This window comes from Rhodospirillaceae bacterium (assembly GCA_018662005.1).
Classification (GTDB): Bacteria; Pseudomonadota; Alphaproteobacteria; order Rhodospirillales; family JABHCV01; genus JACNJU01.
On the sequence record JABJHA010000010.1, the window covers coordinates 62,902 to 85,719 of the forward strand.

Sequence of the window (22,818 nt, forward strand, 5' to 3'; positions counted from 1 at the left end):
CCGGTGTTTTTTCAAACACGAAACGGGAAGCCTTGATCACGATGGCTGATACACTGTTCGATAAAATCTGGAAAAACCACGTCGTCGATGTTCAGGACGACGGAACCAGTCTCATCTACATTGACCGCCATCTGGTCCATGAAGTCACCAGCCCGCAGGCTTTTGAGGGTTTGGAAAATAACGGACGCAGCGTTCGCAACACCCAAGCCACCCTGGCCGTTGCCGATCACAACGTACCGACCATTGATCGCGATAAAGGCATCATTGAAGAACAGTCGCGCATTCAGGTTGAAACCCTTGAGGCCAATTGCGCAAAATTCAATGTGCCGTATCTGTCCATGGATGATATCCGCCAGGGCGTCGTCCATATCATTGGCCCCGAACAGGGCTTCACCCTGCCCGGTACGACCATCGTTTGCGGCGACAGCCACACGGCCACCCATGGTGCTTTCGGGGCGCTTGCCTTCGGTATTGGCACATCGGAAGTCGAACACGTGCTGGCGACCCAGACGTTGTTGCAGAAGCCTGCCAAAAACATGCGCTTTAACATTACCGGCAGCCTGCCGGCTGGCGTTTCGGCCAAGGATCTGATCCTCGCCATGATTGGCAAAATAGGCACCGCTGGCGGCACCGGCTACGTGATCGAATATACCGGCGAGGCTATTGAAGCCCTGTCCATGGAAGGCCGCATGACGGTCTGCAACATGACCATCGAGGCTGGCGCCCGGGCCGGATTGATTGCACCCGACGAGACCACCTTCGCGTATCTTATGGGCCGCCCGATGGCGCCCAAGGGCGGCAACTGGGAAGCTGCTATCACGTACTGGAAGTCACTGGTCACTGACGAGGGGGCTACCTACGACGCTGAAATCACCCTTGATGCCGGCAGCCTGATCCCGCAAGTCACCTGGGGCACATCGCCCGAAGACGTGCTGCCGATTTCAGGCTCCGTTCCCGATCCTGCTGATGAGCCGGATGAAGGCAAACGCAAGGCCATCGTCCGCTCGCTGGAATACATGGGACTTGAGGCGGGAACGCTTCTCGAAGATATCGCGGTCGACCGGGTCTTTATCGGTTCGTGCACCAACGGACGTATCGAAGACCTGCGCGCCGCCGCTGCCGTTGCCAAGGGTCGCACGGTCGCTGACGGTGTTGGCGCCATGGTCGTGCCTGGCTCCGGACTGGTCAAGGAACAGGCCGAATCCGAAGGCCTTGATGTGATCTTCACGGACGCCGGGTTTGAATGGCGCGACGCAGGTTGTTCCATGTGCCTGGCGATGAATGCCGACAAGCTGGAACCGGGCGAGCGTTGTGCTTCGACATCGAACCGTAACTTCGAAGGCCGTCAGGGTCGCGGTGGGCGCACCCACCTGGTCGGGCCCGAAATGGCCGCCGCCGCCGCCATCACCGGCAAGTTGACCGACGTTCGCAAGCTGGGAGAGGATTAATGGAAAAGTTCATCAAACTGACCGGCGTCGCAGCGCCCTTGCCGATGATCAACATCGACACCGATATGATCATCCCCAAGCAGTTCCTGAAAACCATCAAGCGCACCGGCCTGGGCAAGAGCCTGTTTTTTGAAATGCGCTACGACGATGTGGGTAACGAGGTCGAAGACTTTGTCCTCAACAAGCCTGCTTACCGCAAGGCTGAAATTCTGGTCGCCGGCGATAACTTCGGCTGTGGCTCGTCGCGCGAACATGCGCCGTGGGCAATTCTGGATTTTGGTATCCGCTGCGTCATCTCCACCGACTTCGCCGATATCTTTTACAACAACTGTTTCAAGAACGGCATTCTGCCCATCAAGTTGCCACAGGAAGACGTTGATAAACTGATGGACGACGCCGAGCGCGGCGCCAACGCCACCCTGACCATTGATCTGGAAAATCAAACGATCAACGGCCCCGATGGCGGCGAGATCAGCTTTGAGATGGACCCGTTCCGCAAGAATTGTCTGCTTAATGGTCTGGACGATATTGGCCTGACCATGGAAAAGGCGGACAAGATCACCGCCTTTGAAGAAAAAAACAAAATCAGCCAGCCGTGGCTGTAAGCAACAAATAAAGAAAGCCATCAAATTATGTCAGCCAACAAGAAACTCCTGATTCTGGCCGGTGACGGCATCGGCCCGGAAGTGATGACACAGGTCGGCCGTGTCACCGACTGGATGGCGAAAAGGCGCACCGTCAGTTTCGATGTGACCGAAGGTCTTGTTGGCGGCGCTTGTTATGATGCCCACGGCAGCGCCCTGACCGATGAAACCATGGCCGACGCCATGAGCGTCGATGCGGTGATGCTGGGTGCGGTCGGTGGCCCCAAGTGGGATGATGTGGCCCGCGAGCACCGCCCGGAAGCCGGTCTTCTGCGGTTGCGCAAGGAAATGGACCTGTACGCCAACCTGCGCCCGGCGATTGTTTTTGACGCGCTTGTCGACGCCTCGACCCTGAAGCCTGAAGTGGTTCAGGGGCTGGATATTCTGATCCTGCGTGAACTGACCGCTGGCGTCTACTTTGGTGAACCGCGCGGCATCGAAACCATGCCTGATGGCAGCCGTCGCGGTTTTGACACACAAGTCTACACGGATAAAGAAATTGAGCGGATCGCCCGTCTTGGCTTCGAGATGGCCGCTAAGCGTAGCGGTCGCCTGATGTCGGTGGAGAAAGCCAATGTCATGGAATCCGGTGTTTTCTGGCGCGAAATTGTTTCGGGCATCGCCGGGGACTACCCGGATGTTGAATTGGGCCACATGTACGCCGACAACTGCGCCATGCAGCTGGTCCGCAATCCCAAGCAGTTCGACGTGATTGTCACCGACAACCTGTTCGGCGATATTTTAAGCGATTGTGCTGCGATGCTAACAGGCTCGCTGGGGATGTTGCCGTCGGCAAGCCTTGGCGAAGCGGACGAAAGCGGTCGCCGTCGCGCCATGTACGAGCCGGTCCATGGTTCGGCCCCTGACATTGCCGGTGAAGACATGGCCAATCCCATCGCCACCATTTTAAGCTTCGCCATGTGCCTGCGTTATTCTTTCGACATGGGCGATGACGCCGACCTGATCGAACAGGCCGTGCAAAACGTCCTGGGCGCAGGCCTGCGCACCGCCGACATTGTCTCCGACGGTATGACGGCCATCTCGACCACAGCCATGGGCGAAGCCATTGTCGCCGAGATGGAAAAGCTTGCGGGCTAATGCAAAGCCCTTGTTTTTCCGCCCCCATCGGGGTATGAGTGTGGCCGTTATTTTAAAGGATCAGGCACGATGCGCATCACAATGACCAAAACAACCAAGAAAACAACCACTGGCGGCTAGCCGGGGTCTTTCTTTGTGCGCGAACAAAAGGCCCGCGGTTTCATCCGACGGGCCTTTCGCTTATCTGGCGGATGCCTTTCAGAACGGAACTTAAGGCCGATAGAGACTATGGAGTAAGAAAATGGGTTACACAGTTGCAGTCGTCGGGGCCACCGGAAACGTTGGCCATGAACTGTTGAATATTTTGTCGGAACGGAAATTCCCGGCTGACGACGTGATCGCGTTAGCGTCAGAGCGTTCCGTCGGCAAGGAAATATCCTTTGGCGAGGACGATATCCTGAAAGTGCAAAATCTGGCGACTTTTGATTTCAGTGGCGTCGATATTGTGCTGTCCAGTCCGGGGGCCAAGGTCTCGGCTGAATTTTCGCCTAAAGCTGCGGCAGCCGGGGCTGTTGTCATCGACAACACCTCGCACTTCCGCATGGACCCTGACGTGCCGCTGGTGGTGCCGGAAGTTAACCCCGAGGCTGTCGCCGGTTACACAAAAAAGAACATCATCGCCAATCCCAACTGCTCAACCATCCAAATGGTCGTGGCCCTAAAGCCGCTGCACGATCTGGCGAAGATTGAACGCGTCGTCGTCTCCACCTATCAGTCGGTTTCCGGCGGGGGCAAGGATGCCATGGACGAGTTGTTCAACCAGACCCGTGGCATTTTCGTCAACGATCCGGTGGCCTCAAACCAGAAGGTTTTTCCCAAGCAGATCGCCTTTAACTGCATTCCCCATATCGACACCTTTATGGACGACGGGCAGACCAAGGAAGAATGGAAAATGGTGGTCGAGACGAAAAAAATTCTCGATCCCAAGATTAAGGTCACAGCAACCTGTGTTCGCCTGCCGGTATTTATCGGCCATGCCGAAGCGCTCAATATCCAGTTTGCAAAACCGGTTTCAGACGATCAGGCGCGCGAGGTCCTGCAAGGTGCACCGGGCATTGTCGTGCTCGACCACAGGGCCGACGAAGGCTACGTGACACCGGCGGAATGTGCCGGTGAAGATGCGGTTTATGTCAGCCGCATTCGCAGTGATCCGACCATCGATAATGGCCTCAACATCTGGGTTGTTGCCGATAATCTGCGCAAGGGTGCGGCCCTGAACACGGTTCAGATCGCCGAAGAGCTGGTCAAAAATCACCTGTAAGGGGGTTTAGCTCACTTCGCCTTCACCCTCGCCGGGGTTCATCAGCGTGTTGATTTCGTCCTGGTCGAGTTCGGGTTCGTCTGAGCCTACGCTGTCGGGCAGTGTGCTTCTTCCCGTGCGCCTGTCGGGCTTTTCAAAGGGCATGTCCTTGCGACGGCGGTCAGGACCGAAGAAGTTATTGATGCGAATGTACGGTCGCGGTTTCTCGATCACCGCCTGAATACGGCTGAACAGGGTGTTGACGGAGATGGGTTTGACCACAAATTCGTTGACCCCGGCGTCCCGCGCCTCGACGATCCGGATCATTTCCGAATAGGCGGTTAGCATGATGATCGGCACATACGGGTTTACGCTGTCAGAAGCGTTGCGGATCATTCGGGTCAATTCGATACCGTCCAGCGGCTCCATCGCCCAGTCGGTTATGACAATATCGGCGGGGAAAGTTTTAAGCACCTTTAAGGCATCAGCACCGTCGGCGCATTCGCGCACCTCCTTGGTGCCAAGCGAATTAAGTACCCGCCGGACAACGGTTTGCATGAATTTGTTATCCTCGACGACGAGGAATTTAACATTGGCAAGATAGGCGTCGGCCATTCAGGCGTGTCCAGTGTCTGTTGTCGTATCGGCAATGTTGGGCCATAGGGAGTCTATAGTGTAGGGGTTAATAAACAATCTTAAAATCTACCCGGAAAGGAAAGAACGGGCAGCGGTTTTCACGATGTGAAAGGCGGTCTTGCTTTCAGACATAATCCGGATGTAGCTTCTCGCAACTGCAAAACAACTCATGAGGTTTCATCATGGCACAGAGCGCACGCCCCCGACGCAGCTTTCTTTATATGCCGGGCTCTAACGAAAGGGCCCTGGACAAGGGCCGCAACCTTGATGCCGACGGCCTGATTCTGGATCTGGAAGACGCCGTCGCCCCTGATGCCAAAGAAGGTGCACGTTCGCAGATCATCGAAGCCTTGAATTCCGGCGGCTACGGCGAGCGCGAATTGATCGTACGGGTCAATGCCCTTGATACGGACTGGGGCCGTGATGATGTCAGCGCCATGGCCAAATCCGGGGCCGATGCCATCTTGCTGCCAAAAGTCGAGAGTGCGGCGATGGTTCAGGATGCTGAGAAACTGATGACAGAAGCCGGCGCCCCTGATGATTTAGGCATCTGGTGCATGATGGAAACGCCGCTGGGTATGCTTCACGCCGAAGAAATTGCCTTTTCGAGCACCCGACTGGTTGGTTTCGTTATGGGCACATCGGACCTGGGCAAGGATTTGCACGCCGCCCACACAAGGGACCGCCTGCCGATGATCACCAGTCTGGGGCTTTGTCTGCTGGCGGCACGGGCGGCCGGGGTCGCCATTGTTGATGGCGTCCATCTTGATCTTGATGACGAAGAAGGTTTCAGGCATTCCTGCACCCAGGGGCTGGAGCTGGGATTTGATGGCAAGTCACTGATCCATCCCAAGACCATTAATGTGGCTAATCAGGTTTTCGCACCGTCATCTGAAGAGGTAGAGTGGTCCAAAACAATTATCGCTGCCCACGCAGAAGCTGAAAAAGAAGGCAAGGGTGTGATCGTCGTGGAGGGAAAACTGATTGAGAACCTGCATGTGGAAAACGCCCTGCGTCTGGTCGCTATGGCAGAAGCGATCGCAGGCAAGGATAGCCTATGAGCAATAAAACAAATCCCGGCAATTATTTTGAAGATTTTTCTCTGGGTCAGGAAATTGTTCACGCCACACCGCGGACTTTAAGCGAAGGGGACGCGTCACTGTATACGGCTCTTTATGGGACCCGCTTCGCGGTTCATTCATCTGACATGTTTGCCATGTCCCTAGGCTTCGAGGCCGCACCCATTGATGACATGCTGGCGTTTAATGTCGTCTTTGGAAAAACCGTCCCCGACATTTCATTAAACGCGGTGGCCAACCTGGGCTATGCGGCGGGACGTTTCGGGGTTCCCGTTTATCCGGGAGATACGCTCAGGGCTTCATCGCGGGTGATTGGTTTAAAGGAAAATTCCAACGCCAAAACCGGCATTGTATTTGTTCATTCAGTTGGCCATAACCAGCGCGACGAGCCGGTACTTGATTTTATTCGCTGGGTGATGGTCAACAAACGCGATCCGGCCAGCCCGGCCCCGGAACCCGTCGTTCCTGAATTGCCGGTTTTCGTTGCCGATGAAGATTTGATTGTTCCTGACAGTCTGGAAATGGGCGGTTTCGACACCATGTTGTCGGGAAGCGATATGCTTTGGGACGATTATCAGACGGGCGAAAAAATCGATCACGTCGATGGCATGACGATTGAGGAGTCCGATCATATGTTGGCGACACGACTCTATCAAAATACAGCCAAGGTGCATTTCAACCAGCATACCCAGAAGGAAGGCCGCTTTGGGCGCCGTATTGTTTATGGCGGTCATGTTATTTCGTTGGCCCGGGCGTTGTCGTTTAATGGCCTGGGCAATGCCTTCAAGGTTGCCGCCATCAATGGCGGCAATCACGTGGCGCCGACATTTGGCGGTGATACGATCTATGCGTGGAGCGAAGTTCTCGGTAAATCCGCATTGTCTGGGCACGATGATCTGGGAGCCTTACGTCTACGCACGGTGGCCAGTAAGGACCAGGCTTGCGAGAACTTCCCCGATAAGGGAGAAGACGGCAAATACGATCCATCCGTAGTCCTTGATTTTGACTACACGGTGCTTATTCCAAAAAGATGTTAAGGAAAATGAAAGAGGCGTCAGGTATACAGATCCTGGGAAACCTGTATAACGCGCGGCCTAAGCTGCGCACCTGACGCCTCTAATTGGAGCCGGCCAGGCTCCGTGCATATGAAAAGCGGGCTTGTCGCCATCATCACCATCGGTTCATGGACGAACCCTGGGCAGAGAACCGCCCTTGACCGTTGGTGGTGTGAACTGCCTTCCTTTAAAATCCCCACCCCGGCTTGCACCGGCGTGAAAAATCTTAAATTCCAACAATTCTCCGACGCGCCATCGCCGTCCTCAGTGCTGCGGACTAAAAGCGGGTGCCCAAAAAATAAAAAAGCCGAAACTTCTTGATCCTCAGATAACCCTGGAAGGCAAGGCCTTCCGGAACGACTGGTGTTCTGGCTGCATAACAGTCTGAACCTCCCTGTCCCCTAGCTCTCCCGTCGTTCCGGCCGAGACCGGAATTTGAGGTTTGCTCTTTCGCTAAGCGCGACCAGTCTCCACCAGGGAAGAGCAGCCTGCCAGCGAAAGGTCCGCCCCACTTTAGTGAGGTCAGTTTTTTCGCGGCGACCCCGTAAAATCAAATCCGGGCCGAAGCGCGGACTTAAACCTTTCACGAAAGACACTATCTTCCGAACGCCGACGGTGCGGACACCGCGTGGGCGCTCAAAAGGCCGAAAATTCATCAATAACGCCTCCATCAGGTCCCGAAGGGCGATCAGGAAACAATCTCAAAATTCACGGCATCGGCACTTTCACATACGCGATACATGGTCTGAAAAATCGGTTGTGGCTTCAATATAAATATCTGTGGGAAAACAACTTTTCTGTGAATAAAAATTCCACATGCCCACATTTGACACACATGTTTTCCACAACTGTGTTCACATGCTTTGGTGGGTTTTCTTTGGAATCAACAGATTAGGGTTTCGAGTTTAAAACTTAATTTAGAATAAACTAATGTAATAAGAGTATTTTTTTTATTCCCTTCGGGTTGGGGTTGTGAAAGTTGACTTGCCTGAATTGAGCGTTTAAACGGGTTGGGAAGCTTGTTTATAATCATTCGGACTTTTCATGACGGCTGAGAAATCAACACCCGGTGTGACAAGGGCGCGGCCGCTTTCGCCGCACCTTCAGGTCTACAACCCGCAGATCACATCTGTCCTGTCGATCCTGCACCGGATGATGGGCGTCGCCCTGTCTTTTGGCAGTGTGTTTCTGATTTACTGGTTATCGGCAGCGGCTTATGGCCCGGATGCCTTCGCTCGCGCCCAAGCTTTTTTTGGTTCTCCCATCGGCCAACTCATCTTGCTGGGCCTGACTTTCTCGCTGTTTTATCATCTTGCCAACGGCATTCGTCATCTGATCTGGGATGTCGGCCTTGGTTTTGAAATGCCGATGTTGCGGGCGACCGGTATTGTCGTTGTTATTATCGCCTTTGGACTGACAGCGTTAACCTGGGTCGTCGCCTACGTGCGCGCCGGGATCATTTAAAGGAGCCCCGCGAATGGAAATGCGCTCACCTCTCGCCCATGCTCGCGGCCTCGGTCCGGCAAAAAATGGCGGCACCAGTCATTGGTGGGCCCAGCGGTTGACCTCGATGGCGCTGCTGCCGTTGATGTTGTGGTTCGTGATTTCCGCCCTCGGTCTTGTTGGCGCCGACCATAATGATTATATGACCTGGGTTTCGGATCCCGGCAACACGCTGCTTATGGTGCTGACGGTGGTGACCGTCTTTTATCATTCCGAACAGGGCCTGCAGGTTGTTGTCGAAGATTATGTTCAAAGCGAAGTCGGTAAAATAACCGCCCTGATCGCGGTTAAAGCCTTTGCCTATCTTGGCGGAATTGCCTCGCTGCTTGCTATTTTCCGCGTTGCTTTCGGAAGTTAATAAAATCATGTCCCCTGCATACGAAATTACCGATCACATTCATGACGTCCTGGTTATCGGGGCTGGCGGGGCCGGCCTTCGTGCGACACTGGGAATGGCGGACGGCGGCCTTAAAACCGCTTGTATCACCAAGGTGTTCCCGACCCGCAGCCATACGGTTGCCGCTCAGGGCGGTATCGGTGCCTCGCTTGGTAATATGGCCGAAGATAACTGGCGCTGGCACATGTACGACACCGTTAAAGGTTCGGACTGGCTCGGCGATCAGGATGCCATTGAGTACATGTGCCGCGAGGCGGTAGCGGCGGTTTACGAACTGGAGCACTTCGGGGTGCCGTTTTCGCGAAATGAAGAAGGCAAAATCTACCAGCGTCCTTTTGGCGGCCATATGCGCAATTTTGGCGAGGCCCCTGTGCAACGCGCCTGCGCCGCCGCCGACCGGACCGGTCACGCCATCCTGCATACGCTCTATCAGCAATGCCTGAAGCGCGGCGCCGAGTTCTTCGTCGAATTCGTCGTTATTGATTTGCTGATGGACGACGAGGGCGATTGTTGCGGCGTTATGGCCTGGAATCTGGATGACGGCACCTTGCACCGCTTCCGCGCCCACAAAACGGTGCTGGCGACCGGTGGTTATGGCCGCGCCTTTTTCTCGTGCACGTCGGCCCATACCTGTACCGGCGACGGCAACGCCATGGTAGCCCGTGCGGGCCTGCCTTTGCAGGATCATGAGTTTGTCCAGTTTCATCCAACCGGCATGTACGGTTCGGGTTGCCTGATCACCGAAGGGGCGCGCGGCGAGGGCGGTTATCTAACCAATTCGGCAGGTGAGCGTTTCATGGAACGTTACGCGCCAACGGCCAAGGATCTGGCCTCGCGTGATGTTGTCAGCCGGGCCATGACCGTTGAAATACGCGAAGGCCGCGGCGTTGGCGACGAGGATGATCATATCTTCCTGCATCTTGAGCATTTGGGCGAAGACTTGCTGCTCGAGCGGCTCCCGGGGATTACCGAATCGGCGCAAATCTTTACCGGCGTTGACGCAACCCGCGAGCCGATTCCGGTGTTGCCGACGGTTCACTACAACATGGGTGGCATTCCAACCAATTATCACGGCGAAGTCTTGCGCCCCACTGAAAGCGATCCCGACGCTGTCGTCGGTGGCCTGATGGCGATTGGTGAATGCGCCTGTGCCTCGGTTCACGGGGCCAACAGACTGGGCACCAATTCGCTTCTCGATATTGTCGTCTTCGGACGGGCCGCGGCGATCCGCGCTGTCGAAACGATCAAGAAGGGCTCGAAACCCAAACCGATACCCATGGATCAGGCAGATCGCGCGCTGGGCCGCCTTGACGTCTTGCGTCATGCCGACGGAGCATCAAAAACCAGCGAGATCAGGGGTGAGCTTCAGCGCGCCATGCAGCGTGACGCCGCCGTTTTCCGAACACGGGAAACAATGGAACAAGGCCAAAAAAATGTCGACGCGATTACAGGCTCAATGGATCAGATAGGTGTCTCGGATCGTTCCATGATCTGGAATTCCGATCTTGTTGAGGCGCTGGAGCTTGAAAATCTTCTGGCCTGCTCCCAGGCGACCATTCATTCGGCTGTCGCCCGTCAGGAAAGCCGTGGCGCCCATGCCCGCGAAGATTTCCCCGACCGGGATGACGAAAACTGGATGAAACATTCGCTGGCCTGGATCGACGAGAACGGTAAGGTCACTTTAAGCTACCGTCCCGTCCATACCTGGACACTCAGCGACGACGTTGACTACATCGAACCGGCAGCGCGGGTGTACTGACATGGTAGAATTCAACCTTCCTGCGAACTCCAAAGTCGGCCCTGGCAAAACCCGCAAAGCCCCCGACGGGGCGACCCGGATCAAGAACTTCAAGGTTTACCGGTTTGATCCGGACAGCGGTGAAAATCCGCGCCTCGATACCTTCGAGGTTGATCTCGATAAATGCGGGCCGATGGTTCTGGACGCGCTGATCAAGATCAAGAACGAAATGGATACCACCCTGACCTTCCGGCGCTCCTGTCGTGAAGGTGTGTGCGGGTCATGCGCCTTTAATATTGACGGCACCAATACCCTGGCCTGTACCAAGGCGATTTCCGAGATCAAGGGTGATGTTAAAATCTACCCGCTGCCGCACATGCCGGTGATCAAGGATCTGGTGCCAGACCTGACGGTGCCCTACGCCCAGTACACATCGATCAAGCCGTGGTTGAGCACGGACACCGCAGCCCCTGACAGTGAAAGATTGCAAAGCCCCGAAGAGCGCGCCCGCTTGGACGGCTTGTGGGAATGTATTTTGTGTTTCTGCTGCCAGACCAGTTGCCCCAGTTACTGGTGGAACGGTGATCGCTATCTGGGACCGGCCGTGTTGTTGCAGTCTTACCGGTGGATTGCCGATAGCCGGGACGAGGCGACAGGCGAGCGGCTTGATGATCTGGACGATCCGTTCAAGTTATACCGTTGCCACACGATTATGAATTGCACCAGCACCTGCCCCAAGGGCCTCAATCCCGGCAAAGCCATCGCCGAGATAAAGAAGGCGCAAGTCAAACGTTTGTAGTTTAGGGTACTCCCCATGAACTTGTATGCCATGCTTCAGCAGCGGGCCGAACAGGATATGCCTTTGCGGGTTGGCCTGATCGGGGCTGGAAAGTTTGGCACCATGTTCCTAAGCCAGGCGTTGCACACACCGGGCTTGCATATTCTCGCCATCGCCGATCTTGATGTCGCCCGCGCCCGCGAACAACTGGCGGCCACCGGCTGGCCGCCTGAGCGTTATCAGGCCACGTCGCCAGCCAAGGCTTTGGCCGAGGGCACCACCTATATTACCGATGATGCAGACGAACTGATAAGGGCCGGCGGTATCGAAGTGGTGATTGAGGCGACCGGGGAGCCCGAAGCCGGTATCGCTCACGCCCTGAAATGTTTCGAGCGCGGTCGTCATGTGATCATGGTCAATGTGGAAGCCGACGCCCTGGCAGGCCCCCTGCTGGCCCGACGGGCGGTAGAGGCCAATGTTGTTTATTCCATGGCTTACGGCGATCAACCGGCGCTGATTGCCGAGCAGGTGGATTGGGCCCGGGCTTGTGGGTTCCAGGTCATTTCGGCGGGTAAGGGAACCAAGTATCTGCCCCAGTATCATGCCTCGACGCCCGAAACGGTCTGGGACCATTACGGACTGACGCCTAAGCAAGCGGTGGCGGCGGGCATGAACGCCAAGATGTTTAACTCGTTTCTGGACGGCACCAAGTCGGCCATTGAGATGGCGGCGGTGGCCAACGCCTGCGACCTCGCGCCGCCTGATGACGGTTTGCAATTTCCGCCGTGCGGGATCGACGAACTGGCCCAGGTTCTGCGTCCGCAAGCGGATGGCGGTGTTTTGGCCGAAAAGGGCATGGTCGAGGTCATTTCGAGTCTTCAGCGCGACGGGCGGGAAGTCGAACGGGATTTACGATGGGGCGTGTTTGTTTCCTTTGAAGCGCCATCGGATTATGTGCGGACCTGTTTTGAACAATACGGTGTTCGTACTGACGACAGTGGACGCTACTGCGCTCTTTACAGGCCGTTCCATCTGATCGGCCTGGAACTGGGGATCAGCGTCATTGCAGCAGGGCTTACCGGTCAGCCAACCGGTGTGGCGCAGGATTTTCGGGGCGACGTGGTTGCAACGGCAAAACGCGGACTGGAAGCCGGCGAGGTGCTCGACGGCGAAGGCGGCTACACCGTTTACGGCACGTTGATGGGGGCGGCCAAATCCTGTCATAACGGTTATCTGCCCATGGGGCTTGCCAGTGGCGTCACCTTAAAAACCCATATTGCCAACGGTCAGTTGATTAAATTTTCTGATGTTGAAATAGATGAAACAAGCATGGCGTTTCAGTTTCGCCGCCAGATGGAAGCAACATTTGATCCGGTCGGTGGCTTGATTTAGAATGACATTTGGTTATTTCGGAAGCTAAAGGTGGCTAAACTGGAAGGTCCGCTCAACGATTACCGTCGCATGTTAGAGGCCGGGGAACTGCGACCCGATTCGGCCCAGGGCCTTGCTGTGGAAAAACTGCAAAGCCTTCATCATGCCCTTGCCGCTTATGAGCCGGCGAGCGGACGCAAAGGCTGGAAGGACCGTTTCGGCCTGGGCCGCAGACGTGAAGATCCGCCCCAGGGCCTGTACATGTTCGGCGGCGTCGGGCGTGGCAAATCCATGCTAATGGACCTGTTTTTCAAAACCGCACCGGTGCAGAACAAGCGACGTGTCCACTTTCATGCTTTTATGCAGCAAATTCATGCCCGCCTGAATGAGTACCGCAAATGGAAGGGCCGTGGCGATGACCCGATCCCGCCGATCGCCAAGCGCCTGGCTGAAGAGGCAACCCTTCTGTGCTTCGATGAATTTCAGGTTCATGACATTGCCGATGCGATGATTTTAAGCCGCCTGTTTGAAACTCTTTTCGATGAAGGCGTGGTTGTCGTGGTGACATCGAACAGGCCGCCGTCCGATCTTTATAAAGATGGCCTGCAACGTGCCCTGTTCCTGCCGTTTATCGACCTTCTGGAAGAAAAACTCGATCTGCTGATGCTTGACGGGGCCCTGGACTATCGCCGCGAAACCATCCGTCAAGCCGGTGTCTATCTGACCCCGCACAGCAAGAAATCAGAAAAGCACCTGGGTCAGTTGTTTGAGCGCCTGACCAGCGAAGCCGAAGAACTTTCCGAACCGGTCATTGTCAACGGTCGCGAACTGGATATTCCCATGGCCGCTGACGGCGTCGCCATGATCGGCTTTGATGAATTGTGCGGGACTGAGCTGGGTCCGGCGGATTATCTGGCCGTGGCCGGGCGTTATCACACCCTGCTGCTTTACGATATTCCGTGCATGGGGCCTGAAAATCGCAACGAGGCCAAGCGTTTTGTGACCCTGATTGACGCGCTCTATGAAAGTGGCGGCAATCTGGTCTGTTCGGCAGCCGCCCAGCCATCGGAACTTTATACAAAAGGTGACGGGTCTTTCGAGTTTGAACGGACCGCATCAAGGTTGATGGAAATGCAATCCGAAGACTATCTTGGCCGGGACCAGCCCGCCTGACAGGGTTTGCCCTTGCCCTTGTGCAATTGGCTACTTACGACTAAATCAGGAGAGTAAACCCCATCCAGTGGAGACATTCGTTGAGCGATACCGTTGTATTACCCGATACAGATTTGACCAATTCCATCGCGTCCGGCCTTGACCTGAAAGCCGAGATTGATCGGTTACGGCAGGACAGGAATGCGATCATTCTGGCCCACTATTATCAGGACTATGAAATTCAGGACATTGCCGATTTTGTTGGTGATAGCCTTGATCTGTCGCGCAAGGCAGCTGAAACCGACGCTGATGTAATTGTTTTTTGCGGCGTACGTTTCATGGCCGAAGTCGCCAAGATCGTCAACCCGCGCCGCACCGTGCTGTTGCCCGACGGCGATGCCGGTTGCTCCCTTGAAGAGGCGTGCGGGCCACAGGAATTCCAGGCCTGGCGCGACGCTCATCCTGACCATATCTCGCTGACATACATCAATTGCTCGGCTGAGGTTAAGGCGCTTTCGGACATTATCGTGACATCGTCAAACGCCGAAGCGATCATCAATCAGTTACCCAAAGATCAGCCGATCCTGTTCGCCCCTGATCGTCATTTGGGAAATTTTCTCAATAAAAAGACCGGTCGTGACATGGTTCTGTGGCCGGGAAGTTGCATCGTCCATGAAGAATTTTCCGAAGACCTGCTTTTGCAGTTGAAGGCCGAACACAGCCACGCACAAGTCGCCGCCCATCCTGAATGTCCCGACACGATCCTCGAACTGGCGGATTATATTGGTTCGACCAGGGGTATCCTTAATTTTGTCGCCACCAACCCGTCTCAGGAATTTATCATCGCCACCGAGCCCCACATCATCCACCAGATGCAAAAAACCAATCCGGAAAAGACCTTCATTGCCGCTCCCGGGGTTAGCGAGGCGCGCGATGTCGATGCCTGTCCGTGCACCAATTGTCCCTACATGGCCCTGAACACCATGGAAAAACTCTATCTGGCAATAAAGAATGACGGCCCCCGTATCGAAATGGACGAAGATTTACGTCTGCGTGCGCTCAAACCCATTGAGCGGATGCTCGAAATGTCGCCGAAGGGCACTGGTGCGGCGTCGCAAGCGGCAGAGTAAAAGTGTGACCACCCCGGACCAACGAACCATAGAACGGCTGATCGACGACGCCCTTGAAGAAGACTTGGGCGCCGGTGATCTGACGTCTGCGGCAACACTCGGCAAGGATACGCGCATTGAACTGGTGATGGCGACGCGTCAGGACATCATCGTCGCCGGTCTCGATATTGCCCTTCAGGTCTTTAGGCGCCTGGCCCCCGATGCCCATATTGAATGTTTGAGCGAAGACGGCGCACGACTGCCAAAGGACGGCCAGTTGATGTTGTTGAAAGGACCGGCACGGGCGCTTCTAAGCGGCGAGCGTACGGCCCTGAACATCGTTCAGATGCTTTCGGGCATTGCCACCGAGACAGGGCGTTTTGTCGATGCCATTGCCGGCACCGGCGCGGTTCTTCTCGATACCCGCAAAACGATTCCGGGCCTGAGAGAGCTTTCCAAATACGCGACGCGCCTGGGTGGCGCGACAAATCATCGTATGCGTCTCGATGACGGGGTGTTGATCAAGGATAATCATATCGCCGTAGCAGGTTCGGTAACCCAGGCCCTGAAACTGGCGCAGCAAGCGGGCCTGAAGGATATCGAGGTGGAATGCGACACCCTTGAGCAGGTCGAACAGGCGCTGGCCGCAGGGGCCGATAAAATTCTCCTTGATAACATGAGTAATGATGAGCTTAGGCAGGCGGTGGAAATGTCCGGAGGGCGCATTCCGCTAGAGGCTTCGGGCGGGGTCAATATTAAGACCATCAGGGCGATTGCCGAAACCGGGGTCGATTTTATTTCTGTCGGTCACATCACCCAATCGGCAGGGGCCGTCGATATTGGTCTTGATATGATAGAGCCACTATAAATCCAACAATATCCGGCAACCCTTTCAGGTAGGTTCCCCTTGCCCTAGGGTCTAATTAGCGTTAAAAAAATTGATGATTGTGCTGCAAAATCAATCGTTGCGGCGACATTTTAACAAGATTTTACAATAAGCGAGGGGATGGATTCATGGCACGTAACAAGATTGCCCTAATCGGCGCCGGAAATATCGGTGGAACACTTGCACATCTGGCCGGACTGAAAGCTCTAGGCGACATTGTTCTGTTCGACATTGTTAATGGCGTGCCACAGGGCAAGGCGCTTGATCTGGCACAATCTTCAACCATTGAAGGTTTCGATTGCGGAGTCAGGGGCGCATCCAGTTACGCCGCCATCCGTGGTGCAGACGTTGTTATCGTGACTGCCGGCGTGCCTCGTAAACCGGGCATGAGCCGCGATGACCTGCTTGGCATCAATACCTCGGTTATGGAATCCGTCGGTCAGGGCATCAAGGAAAACTGCCCCAAAGCCTTCGTGATCTGCGTTACCAATCCGCTCGACGCCATGGTCTGGGTGCTGCGTGAAGCCTCCGGCTTGCCCCACAACAAGGTGGTCGGTATGGCCGGTGTGCTTGATTCAGCCCGCTTCAGTTATTTCCTGTCGCAGGAATTCAAGGTTTCGGTGGAGGATGTCTCGACCTTTGTCCTTGGCGGCCACGGCGATACCATGGTGCCGCTGCCACGCTATTCCACAGTCGGTGGCGTGCCGCTGCCCGATCTGGTCAAGATGAAGTGGACGACCCAGAAACGCATTGATGAGATAGTCCAACGCACCCGTGATGGCGGTGCTGAAATTGTCGGTCTGCTTAAAACCGGTTCGGCCTTTTATGCCCCTGCCAGCGCCGCCATTCAGATGGCCGATGCCTACCTGAATGACAAAAAGCGTGTGTTGCCGTGCGCAGCATTTCTTAAAGGTCAATACGGGGTCAAAGACTTGTACGTTGGCGTTCCGGTCGTCATTGGCGCCAGGGGTGTGGAGCGGATCGTTGAGATCAAGCTCGATAAGGAAGAAAAAGCCGGCTTCAACCAGTCGGTTCGCGCCGTTAAAGGTTTGATCAGGGTCATCCTCGGCCTGAAGAAAAAGGCTGCCAAGAAAGCCGCTGCTGCGAAAAAAGCTCCGGCCAAAAAGAAAACTGCGGCCAAGAAAAAACCAACCAGGAAAAAACCAGCAGCCAAAAAGGCGGCAGTAAAAAAAGCTCCGGCCAAGAAAAAGGCTGCACCTAAAAAGGCTGCCAAGAAGAAGGCCCCGGCCAGGAAGAAGGCGGTCGCCAAGAAAAAGACTGTGAAAAAAGCTGTGAAAAAGGTTGTCAAAAAAGCCGTGAAAAAAGCGGCTGTGAAAAAAGCCCCGGCCAAGAAAAAGGCAGTGAAAAAAGCTCCTGCCAAGAAAAAGGTTGTGAAAAAGGCGGTCAAAAAAGCAGTGAAGAAAGCGACAGCAAAGAAAAAGCCCGCTCGTAAGGCTGCTGCCAGAAAGAAAAAGTAAAGTCTGCTGTGATTTTGATGGTCCGCAAGGCCCGTAAAGCAAGGGAACTTAAAGGAAACCTATGAATATTCACGAGTATCAGGCCAAGCAGTTGCTGGCCAAGTTCGGTGTCGCTGTGCCACGCGGGGGTGTTGCTTATACACCGCCAGAGGCTGAAACCGTCGCCAACGATCTGGGTGGTCCTGTGTGGGTCGTCAAATCACAAATTCATGCCGGTGGCCGCGGTGCCGGCCGTTTCGCCGACAACCCGGATGGCAAAGGCGGCGTTCGCGTCGTCACATCCATGGATGAGGTGAAGGAAAGCGTCGGGGAAATGCTCGGCCATGTTCTTGTCACCAAGCAGACTGGTCCTACGGGTAAGGAAGTCAAGCGGGTCTACATCGAAGAAGGCTGCGACATTGCCCGTGAACTTTATCTGTCCATGCTGGTTGATCGTTCGACCTCAAGGGTAACCCTGATGGCATCGACCGAAGGCGGTATGGAAATTGAGGAAGTCGCCGAAGCGACGCCTGAGAAAATCCTTAAAGTTTCAATCGACCCTGCGACCGGTATGTTGCCCTTCCACGCCCGTCAGCTGGCTTTCGGACTGGGCCTTGAAGGCAAGCAGGTCGGCACGGCGACCAAATTCATGTTGGCGCTTTATGATGCGTTTATCAAACTTGATGCCTCGATGATGGAAATCAATCCGCTGGTGGTCACCGGTGACGGTGGCATCATCGCCCTGGATGCGAAAATGAATTTCGACGACAACGCCCTGTTCCGCCACAAGGATGTGGAAGAACTGCGCGACGAGGACGAAGAGGACCCCGCCGAACTTGAAGCGGCCCGTCATGAACTCAATTACATCAAACTTGATGGCAACATTGGCTGCATGGTCAATGGTGCCGGGCTTGCCATGTCGACCATGGATATCATCAAACTTTACGGCGGTGATCCGGCCAATTTCCTGGATGTTGGGGGCGGGGCGACCAAAGAGCGGGTAACAACCGCTTTCAAGCTGATTTTATCAGACCCTAATGTCGAAGGCATTCTGGTCAACATCTTCGGCGGCATTATGCGCTGTGATGTGATTGCCGAAGGCGTCGTCGCCGCCGCACGTGAGGTTAGCCTCAATGTGCCGCTGGTTGTTCGTCTTGAAGGCACCAATGTTGAACTGGGCAAGAAGATTCTGAGCGAGTCAGGGTTAGCCATTGTTTCAGCCGACGATCTGGCCGAAGCGGCCGAAAAGGTCGTCCAGGCCGTGAAGGAGGCTTAAGAGCTATGGCTGTACTTGTCGACTCAGATACCAAAGTCATTTGTCAGGGTTTCACTGGCGCCCAGGGCACATTCCATTCCGAACAGGCCATTGCCTATGGCACCCAAATGGTTGGCGGGGTAACACCCGGCAAGGGTGGCACCAGCCATCTGGATCTGCCGGTCTTTGACACCGTTGCCGATGCGGCCAACGCGACCGGGGCGTCAGCCTCGGTCATCTACGTGCCACCGCCGTTTGCCGGTGACGCCGTCGTCGAGGCCATTGACGCCGGACTGCCCCTGGTTGTCTGCATTACCGAAGGCATCCCGGTGCTGGATATGGTCAAGGTCAAACGCGCCCTTGAAGGCTCTTCAACACGGCTCGTCGGCCCCAATTGTCCCGGTGTTATTACTCCCGGCGAATGTAAAATCGGCATCATGCCCGGCCACATCCACACCCGTGGCAAGGTTGGCATTGTTTCGCGTTCAGGCACCCTGACCTACGAAGCGGTGGCCCAGACCACAGCCGCAGGGCTTGGTCAGTCGACGTGTATCGGTATCGGCGGCGATCCCATCAACGGGACAAACTTCGTCGATTGTCTTGAAATGTTCCTGGGCGATCCGCAAACCGAAGCCATCGTCATGATCGGTGAAATTGGCGGCACCGCCGAAGAAGAAGCCGCCGACTTCATCAAGCAGTCGAAAACCAAAAAACCGGTTGCCAGTTTCATCGCCGGGATGACCGCGCCTCCAGGCCGTCGAATGGGCCATGCCGGGGCGATTATTTCCGGTGGCAAGGGAACCGCTGCGGACAAGATTGAAGCATTGAAAAGCGCCGGAATTTTCGTTGCCGATTCACCGGCGGCGATCGGCTCAACCATGATTGAAGCGATAGCCGGGTGACGATCTAATCATCAAAGGGAGGGGAGGCGGATCAGCTGAAATCCGCCCATATGAACATCATGTCTTCGTCAATTGATAATTTCCTGACCGGTGCCAATGCGACTTATGTTGCAGAGCTCTATGCACGCTTTCTTGAAAACCCCACATTGGTCGATCAGACCTGGGTCGATTTTTTTACCGACCTGGCTGATGATCTGGACGATACGAAGAGCGATTTGGGCGGTGCCAGCTGGGCCCCGTCGGAATCCGGCGTTATTGGCACCAACGGGGGCCTCGTCGCAGAAGAAATAGCGGCCTCCCTGGATCAGGTCGCCGTTTCCCATGTTGGCGGTTCGGCAGCTGAAATGCTGGGTGGCGGTCTGCCGACCATGGCCCGCGGTCTTGACGGACGCGCTGATGCCAACAAAATCCGTCAGGCGACCCTTGATTCGATCAGCGCCCTGATGATGATCCGGGTTTATCGGGTGCGGGGTCATTTGAATGCCAATTTTGACCCCCTTGGGCTGGAGGGCAAGGACCTTCATACGGAGCTTGATCCAAAGACCTACGGTTTCCATGAAGAAGATATGGACCGGCCGATCTTTATCAATAATGTGCTCGGTCTGGAAACCGCGACACCCCGGGAAATTCTCAAGATTTTGAAGGAAACCTACTGCGGCTCCATCGGCGTCGAGTTTATGCATATTCAGGAACCCGAAGAACGCGCCTGGATTCAGCGTCGTATCGAAGGCGCCCACAACCACACGGAATTCACCTTCAAAGGCAAACGCTTCATTTATCAACGCCTTGTCGAAGCCGAAGGGTTCGAGCAGTTCCTCGACAAGAAATACACCGGCACAAAACGCTTTGGCCTGGACGGCGGCGAAAGCCTGATTGCCGCCTTAGAGCAAATCATCAAACGCAGTGGCCAACTGGGCGTCAAGGAAGTGGTCCTCGGTATGCCCCACCGGGGCCGCCTCAACGTGCTCGCTTCGATCATGAATAAACCTTATCTGTCGATGTTTGCCGAATTTATGGGACTCGCCTCAAAGCCGGACGACATCATGGGGTCGGGCGACGTCAAATACCACCTGGGAACATCAGCCGACCGCATCTTCGATGGCAACACAGTTCATTTGTCTCTGACCGCCAACCCGTCGCATCTGGAAGCGGTCAACACCGTGGTGCTTGGCAAAGTGCGGGCCAAACAGGCGCAAATCGGCGATGAAGAACGCAAGAGCATTATGGGCCTTCTGATGCATGGCGACGCCGCTTTCGCCGGTCAGGGACTGGTCCCTGAAACCCTGGATTTGTCACAACTGAAGGGTTACCGGACCGGCGGCACCGTTCATTTTATTGTTAATAACCAGATCGGTTTCACCACCGCACCGTCCAAATCGCGTTCCTCGCCGTATCCTTCAGATATCGCCAAGGGCATTCAGGCGCCGATCTTCCATGTTAACGGTGATGATCCCGAAGCGGTTGTTCACGTCGCCCGGATCGCCGCCGAATTCCGCCATGAATTTAACCGCGACGTGGTCATCGACATGTTCTGCTATCGCCGCCATGGCCATAACGAGGGTGACGAACCGATGTTCACCCAGCCGATTATGTATAAGGCGATCAAGAAGCATCCGACGACCCGCGACATCTACGCCCAGCAGCTTGAAAATGAAGGCGTGCTTGGTGAAGGTGAGGCCCAGCAAATCATGCAGGGCTTTGATAGCGAACTTGAAAAGGAATTTGCCGCCGCAAGCACCTACAAACCCAACAAGGCCGACTGGCTTGAAGGCAAGTGGAAGGGACTGATCCAACTCACCGGCGATGAAGAAATGCTCGATGACGACACCGCAGTCTCCATGGAACTGCTCAAAGAAGTTGGCCTGTCCATTGCGCGGGTGCCCGAAAACATCGAACTGAACAAAAAAATCGTTCGCCAACTTGATGCCAAGCGCAAGATGATTGAAGACGGCAAAGGTATCGACTGGGCGATGGGAGAAGCGTTGGCTTTCGGGACTTTGCTTGTCGAGGGCACGGGTGTCAGGCTTTCCGGTCAGGATTCCGGACGTGGCACGTTTTCCCACAGGCATTGCGTTTTGGTCGACCAAAACAACGAAAACCGTTATTTCCCGTTAAGTGAAATTCGTGATGAACAGGCCCAGTTCGAGGTTATGGACAGCCCGCTTTCAGAAGCCGGTGTGCTTGGTTTCGAGTATGGATATTCGCTCGCCGATCCGCAAACACTGGTCTTGTGGGAGGCCCAGTTTGGCGATTTTGCCAATGGCGCACAGGTCATCATCGATCAGTTTATTTGCTCCGGTGAATCCAAATGGCTCAGGATGTCAGCCGTTTGCATGTTGCTGCCTCATGGTTTTGAAGGTCAGGGACCAGAGCATTCCTCGGCCCGGCTTGAGCGCTATCTGCAATTGTGCGCCGAAGACAACATGCAGGTCGTCAACATCACCACCCCGGCCAATTACTTCCATGCGCTGAGAAGGCAAATGCGGCGCAACTTCCGCAAACCCCTGATCGTGATGTCACCAAAATCACTGCTGCGTCACAAACAGGTGATTTCCAACCTGGGTGAAATGGGCCCCGACACCCGCTTCCGCCGTGTTCTTCCCGAAACGGCCAACTTGGGACTGGACAAGAATATTCGACGGGTCGTGGTCTGCACCGGCAAGATTTATTATGACCTTCTGCAAGCCCGCCGTGATGCGGGCACCAAGGATGTGGCGATTATTAGGGTCGAACAACTTTATCCGTGGCCGCGCAAGTCGCTTTATCAGCAATTGAGCCGCTATCCCAACGCTGAAATTGTCTGGGTTCAGGAAGAACCTGCCAACATGGGCGCCTGGTTCTTTGTCTATCCGCGCTTCCTGTCCATGTTCGACAAGCTGGATGGAAAAAACAAACGACCGACCTATATCGGACGCACGGCGGCGGCTTCACCAGCCACCGGCTTTGCCAAGGTTCACAAGGCCGAACAGGATGAAATCGTTGAACGTGCCCTGCATGTGGCGATTGAAGACCTGCCGCAACCGTTTATGCGTAGCGGTTACTAAATTTTATTATTTGATTTAACTCAGAC

Annotated in this window: 19 protein-coding genes; 18 read left to right on the forward strand and 1 reads right to left on the reverse strand. The window is 55.2% G+C overall.

From position 1 onward, the window contains the following. Positions 1 to 41 precede the first annotated feature (41 nt). The 4 genes from leuC (at position 42) to HOL66_05835 (ending at position 4,451) form a co-directional block, all read left to right on the forward strand. The gene (leuC, locus tag HOL66_05820) at positions 42 to 1,448 is read left to right on the forward strand and encodes a 3-isopropylmalate dehydratase large subunit (protein ID MBT5243741.1); all 1,407 of its coding nucleotides are present in this window, start codon (positions 42 to 44) and stop codon (positions 1,446 to 1,448) included. Next, complete coding sequence (gene leuD, locus HOL66_05825) at positions 1,448 to 2,053, forward strand: 3-isopropylmalate dehydratase small subunit (GenBank protein ID MBT5243742.1); 606 nt, start codon at positions 1,448 to 1,450, stop codon at positions 2,051 to 2,053. Before leuC ends, leuD begins: the two co-directional genes overlap by 1 nt. Before the next feature lie 27 nt (positions 2,054 to 2,080). Beyond that, entirely contained in the window at positions 2,081 to 3,190 is a 1,110-nt protein-coding gene (gene leuB, locus HOL66_05830; GenBank protein ID MBT5243743.1) for a 3-isopropylmalate dehydrogenase, read from the forward strand. Between the two features lie 241 nt (positions 3,191 to 3,431). After that, a complete protein-coding gene (locus HOL66_05835) occupies positions 3,432 to 4,451 on the forward strand; it encodes an aspartate-semialdehyde dehydrogenase (GenBank protein MBT5243744.1) in 1,020 nt (339 codons plus the stop codon). A gap of 6 nt (positions 4,452 to 4,457) precedes the next feature. Here the strand turns inward: HOL66_05835 and HOL66_05840 are convergent, their stop codons facing one another. After that, on the reverse strand, positions 4,458 to 5,045 hold the full coding sequence (locus tag HOL66_05840) for a response regulator (GenBank protein ID MBT5243745.1): 588 nt from the start codon (positions 5,043 to 5,045) through the stop codon (positions 4,458 to 4,460). Between the two features lie 203 nt (positions 5,046 to 5,248). Between HOL66_05840 and HOL66_05845 the strand changes: the two genes are divergently transcribed. The 14 genes from HOL66_05845 (at position 5,249) to HOL66_05910 (ending at position 22,792) form a co-directional block, all read left to right on the forward strand. Further along, positions 5,249 to 6,127 carry a CoA ester lyase gene (locus HOL66_05845; protein ID MBT5243746.1) on the forward strand — a complete coding sequence of 293 codons (879 nt, stop codon included), beginning with the start codon at positions 5,249 to 5,251 and terminating at the stop codon, positions 6,125 to 6,127. Then, positions 6,124 to 7,182, forward strand: a complete 1,059-nt coding sequence (locus tag HOL66_05850) for a MaoC family dehydratase (GenBank protein ID MBT5243747.1) — start codon at positions 6,124 to 6,126, stop codon at positions 7,180 to 7,182. Before HOL66_05845 ends, HOL66_05850 begins: the two co-directional genes overlap by 4 nt. A gap of 1,062 nt (positions 7,183 to 8,244) precedes the next feature. Then, positions 8,245 to 8,664: a succinate dehydrogenase, cytochrome b556 subunit gene (sdhC, locus tag HOL66_05855; protein MBT5243748.1), complete on the forward strand. Its 420-nt coding sequence runs from the start codon at positions 8,245 to 8,247 to the stop codon at positions 8,662 to 8,664. A 13-nt stretch (positions 8,665 to 8,677) separates the two neighbouring features. Continuing rightward, positions 8,678 to 9,061: a succinate dehydrogenase, hydrophobic membrane anchor protein gene (gene sdhD / locus HOL66_05860; GenBank protein MBT5243749.1), complete on the forward strand. Its 384-nt coding sequence runs from the start codon at positions 8,678 to 8,680 to the stop codon at positions 9,059 to 9,061. Between the two features lie 7 nt (positions 9,062 to 9,068). Further along, a complete protein-coding gene (locus HOL66_05865; protein MBT5243750.1) occupies positions 9,069 to 10,859 on the forward strand; it encodes a succinate dehydrogenase flavoprotein subunit in 1,791 nt (596 codons plus the stop codon). A gap of 1 nt (position 10,860) precedes the next feature. Continuing rightward, the gene (locus HOL66_05870; protein MBT5243751.1) at positions 10,861 to 11,637 is read left to right on the forward strand and encodes a succinate dehydrogenase iron-sulfur subunit; all 777 of its coding nucleotides are present in this window, start codon (positions 10,861 to 10,863) and stop codon (positions 11,635 to 11,637) included. A 15-nt stretch (positions 11,638 to 11,652) separates the two neighbouring features. Continuing rightward, positions 11,653 to 13,008: a Gfo/Idh/MocA family oxidoreductase gene (locus HOL66_05875; GenBank protein ID MBT5243752.1), complete on the forward strand. Its 1,356-nt coding sequence runs from the start codon at positions 11,653 to 11,655 to the stop codon at positions 13,006 to 13,008. A 69-nt stretch (positions 13,009 to 13,077) separates the two neighbouring features. Then, on the forward strand, positions 13,078 to 14,160 hold the full coding sequence (locus tag HOL66_05880; protein MBT5243753.1) for a cell division protein ZapE: 1,083 nt from the start codon (positions 13,078 to 13,080) through the stop codon (positions 14,158 to 14,160). 113 nt (positions 14,161 to 14,273) lie between these two features. Then, positions 14,274 to 15,269, forward strand: a complete 996-nt coding sequence (gene nadA / locus HOL66_05885; GenBank protein MBT5243754.1) for a quinolinate synthase NadA — start codon at positions 14,274 to 14,276, stop codon at positions 15,267 to 15,269. Then, positions 15,151 to 16,116, forward strand: coding sequence for a carboxylating nicotinate-nucleotide diphosphorylase (gene nadC / locus HOL66_05890; GenBank protein MBT5243755.1), 966 nt, complete (start codon positions 15,151 to 15,153; stop codon positions 16,114 to 16,116). Before nadA ends, nadC begins: the two co-directional genes overlap by 119 nt. Positions 16,117 to 16,262: 146 nt before the next feature. Further along, positions 16,263 to 17,612: a malate dehydrogenase gene (gene mdh, locus HOL66_05895; protein MBT5243756.1), complete on the forward strand. Its 1,350-nt coding sequence runs from the start codon at positions 16,263 to 16,265 to the stop codon at positions 17,610 to 17,612. 61 nt (positions 17,613 to 17,673) lie between these two features. Further along, positions 17,674 to 18,867 (forward strand): ADP-forming succinate--CoA ligase subunit beta, encoded by a 1,194-nt coding sequence (gene sucC / locus HOL66_05900; protein ID MBT5243757.1) that lies wholly within the window; start codon positions 17,674 to 17,676, stop codon positions 18,865 to 18,867. Between the two features lie 5 nt (positions 18,868 to 18,872). Further along, a complete protein-coding gene (gene sucD / locus HOL66_05905) occupies positions 18,873 to 19,748 on the forward strand; it encodes a succinate--CoA ligase subunit alpha (protein ID MBT5243758.1) in 876 nt (291 codons plus the stop codon). A 59-nt stretch (positions 19,749 to 19,807) separates the two neighbouring features. Further along, positions 19,808 to 22,792 (forward strand): 2-oxoglutarate dehydrogenase E1 component, encoded by a 2,985-nt coding sequence (locus HOL66_05910; protein MBT5243759.1) that lies wholly within the window; start codon positions 19,808 to 19,810, stop codon positions 22,790 to 22,792. Positions 22,793 to 22,818 lie beyond the last annotated feature (26 nt).

Coding starts and splice junctions, on each gene's coding strand:
- leuC (MBT5243741.1), top strand. CDS start 42: ATGGCTGATACACTGTTCGATAAAATCTGGAAAAACCACGTCGTCGAT.
- leuD (MBT5243742.1), top strand. CDS start 1,448: ATGGAAAAGTTCATCAAACTGACCGGCGTCGCAGCGCCCTTGCCGATG.
- leuB (MBT5243743.1), top strand. CDS start 2,081: ATGTCAGCCAACAAGAAACTCCTGATTCTGGCCGGTGACGGCATCGGC.
- HOL66_05835 (MBT5243744.1), top strand. CDS start 3,432: ATGGGTTACACAGTTGCAGTCGTCGGGGCCACCGGAAACGTTGGCCAT.
- HOL66_05840 (MBT5243745.1), bottom strand. CDS start 5,045: ATGGCCGACGCCTATCTTGCCAATGTTAAATTCCTCGTCGTCGAGGAT.
- HOL66_05845 (MBT5243746.1), top strand. CDS start 5,249: ATGGCACAGAGCGCACGCCCCCGACGCAGCTTTCTTTATATGCCGGGC.
- HOL66_05850 (MBT5243747.1), top strand. CDS start 6,124: ATGAGCAATAAAACAAATCCCGGCAATTATTTTGAAGATTTTTCTCTG.
- sdhC (MBT5243748.1), top strand. CDS start 8,245: ATGACGGCTGAGAAATCAACACCCGGTGTGACAAGGGCGCGGCCGCTT.
- sdhD (MBT5243749.1), top strand. CDS start 8,678: ATGGAAATGCGCTCACCTCTCGCCCATGCTCGCGGCCTCGGTCCGGCA.
- HOL66_05865 (MBT5243750.1), top strand. CDS start 9,069: ATGTCCCCTGCATACGAAATTACCGATCACATTCATGACGTCCTGGTT.
- HOL66_05870 (MBT5243751.1), top strand. CDS start 10,861: ATGGTAGAATTCAACCTTCCTGCGAACTCCAAAGTCGGCCCTGGCAAA.
- HOL66_05875 (MBT5243752.1), top strand. CDS start 11,653: ATGAACTTGTATGCCATGCTTCAGCAGCGGGCCGAACAGGATATGCCT.
- HOL66_05880 (MBT5243753.1), top strand. CDS start 13,078: ATGTTAGAGGCCGGGGAACTGCGACCCGATTCGGCCCAGGGCCTTGCT.
- nadC (MBT5243755.1), top strand. CDS start 15,151: ATGACGGCCCCCGTATCGAAATGGACGAAGATTTACGTCTGCGTGCGC.
- mdh (MBT5243756.1), top strand. CDS start 16,263: ATGGCACGTAACAAGATTGCCCTAATCGGCGCCGGAAATATCGGTGGA.
- sucC (MBT5243757.1), top strand. CDS start 17,674: ATGAATATTCACGAGTATCAGGCCAAGCAGTTGCTGGCCAAGTTCGGT.
- sucD (MBT5243758.1), top strand. CDS start 18,873: ATGGCTGTACTTGTCGACTCAGATACCAAAGTCATTTGTCAGGGTTTC.
- HOL66_05910 (MBT5243759.1), top strand. CDS start 19,808: ATGTCTTCGTCAATTGATAATTTCCTGACCGGTGCCAATGCGACTTAT.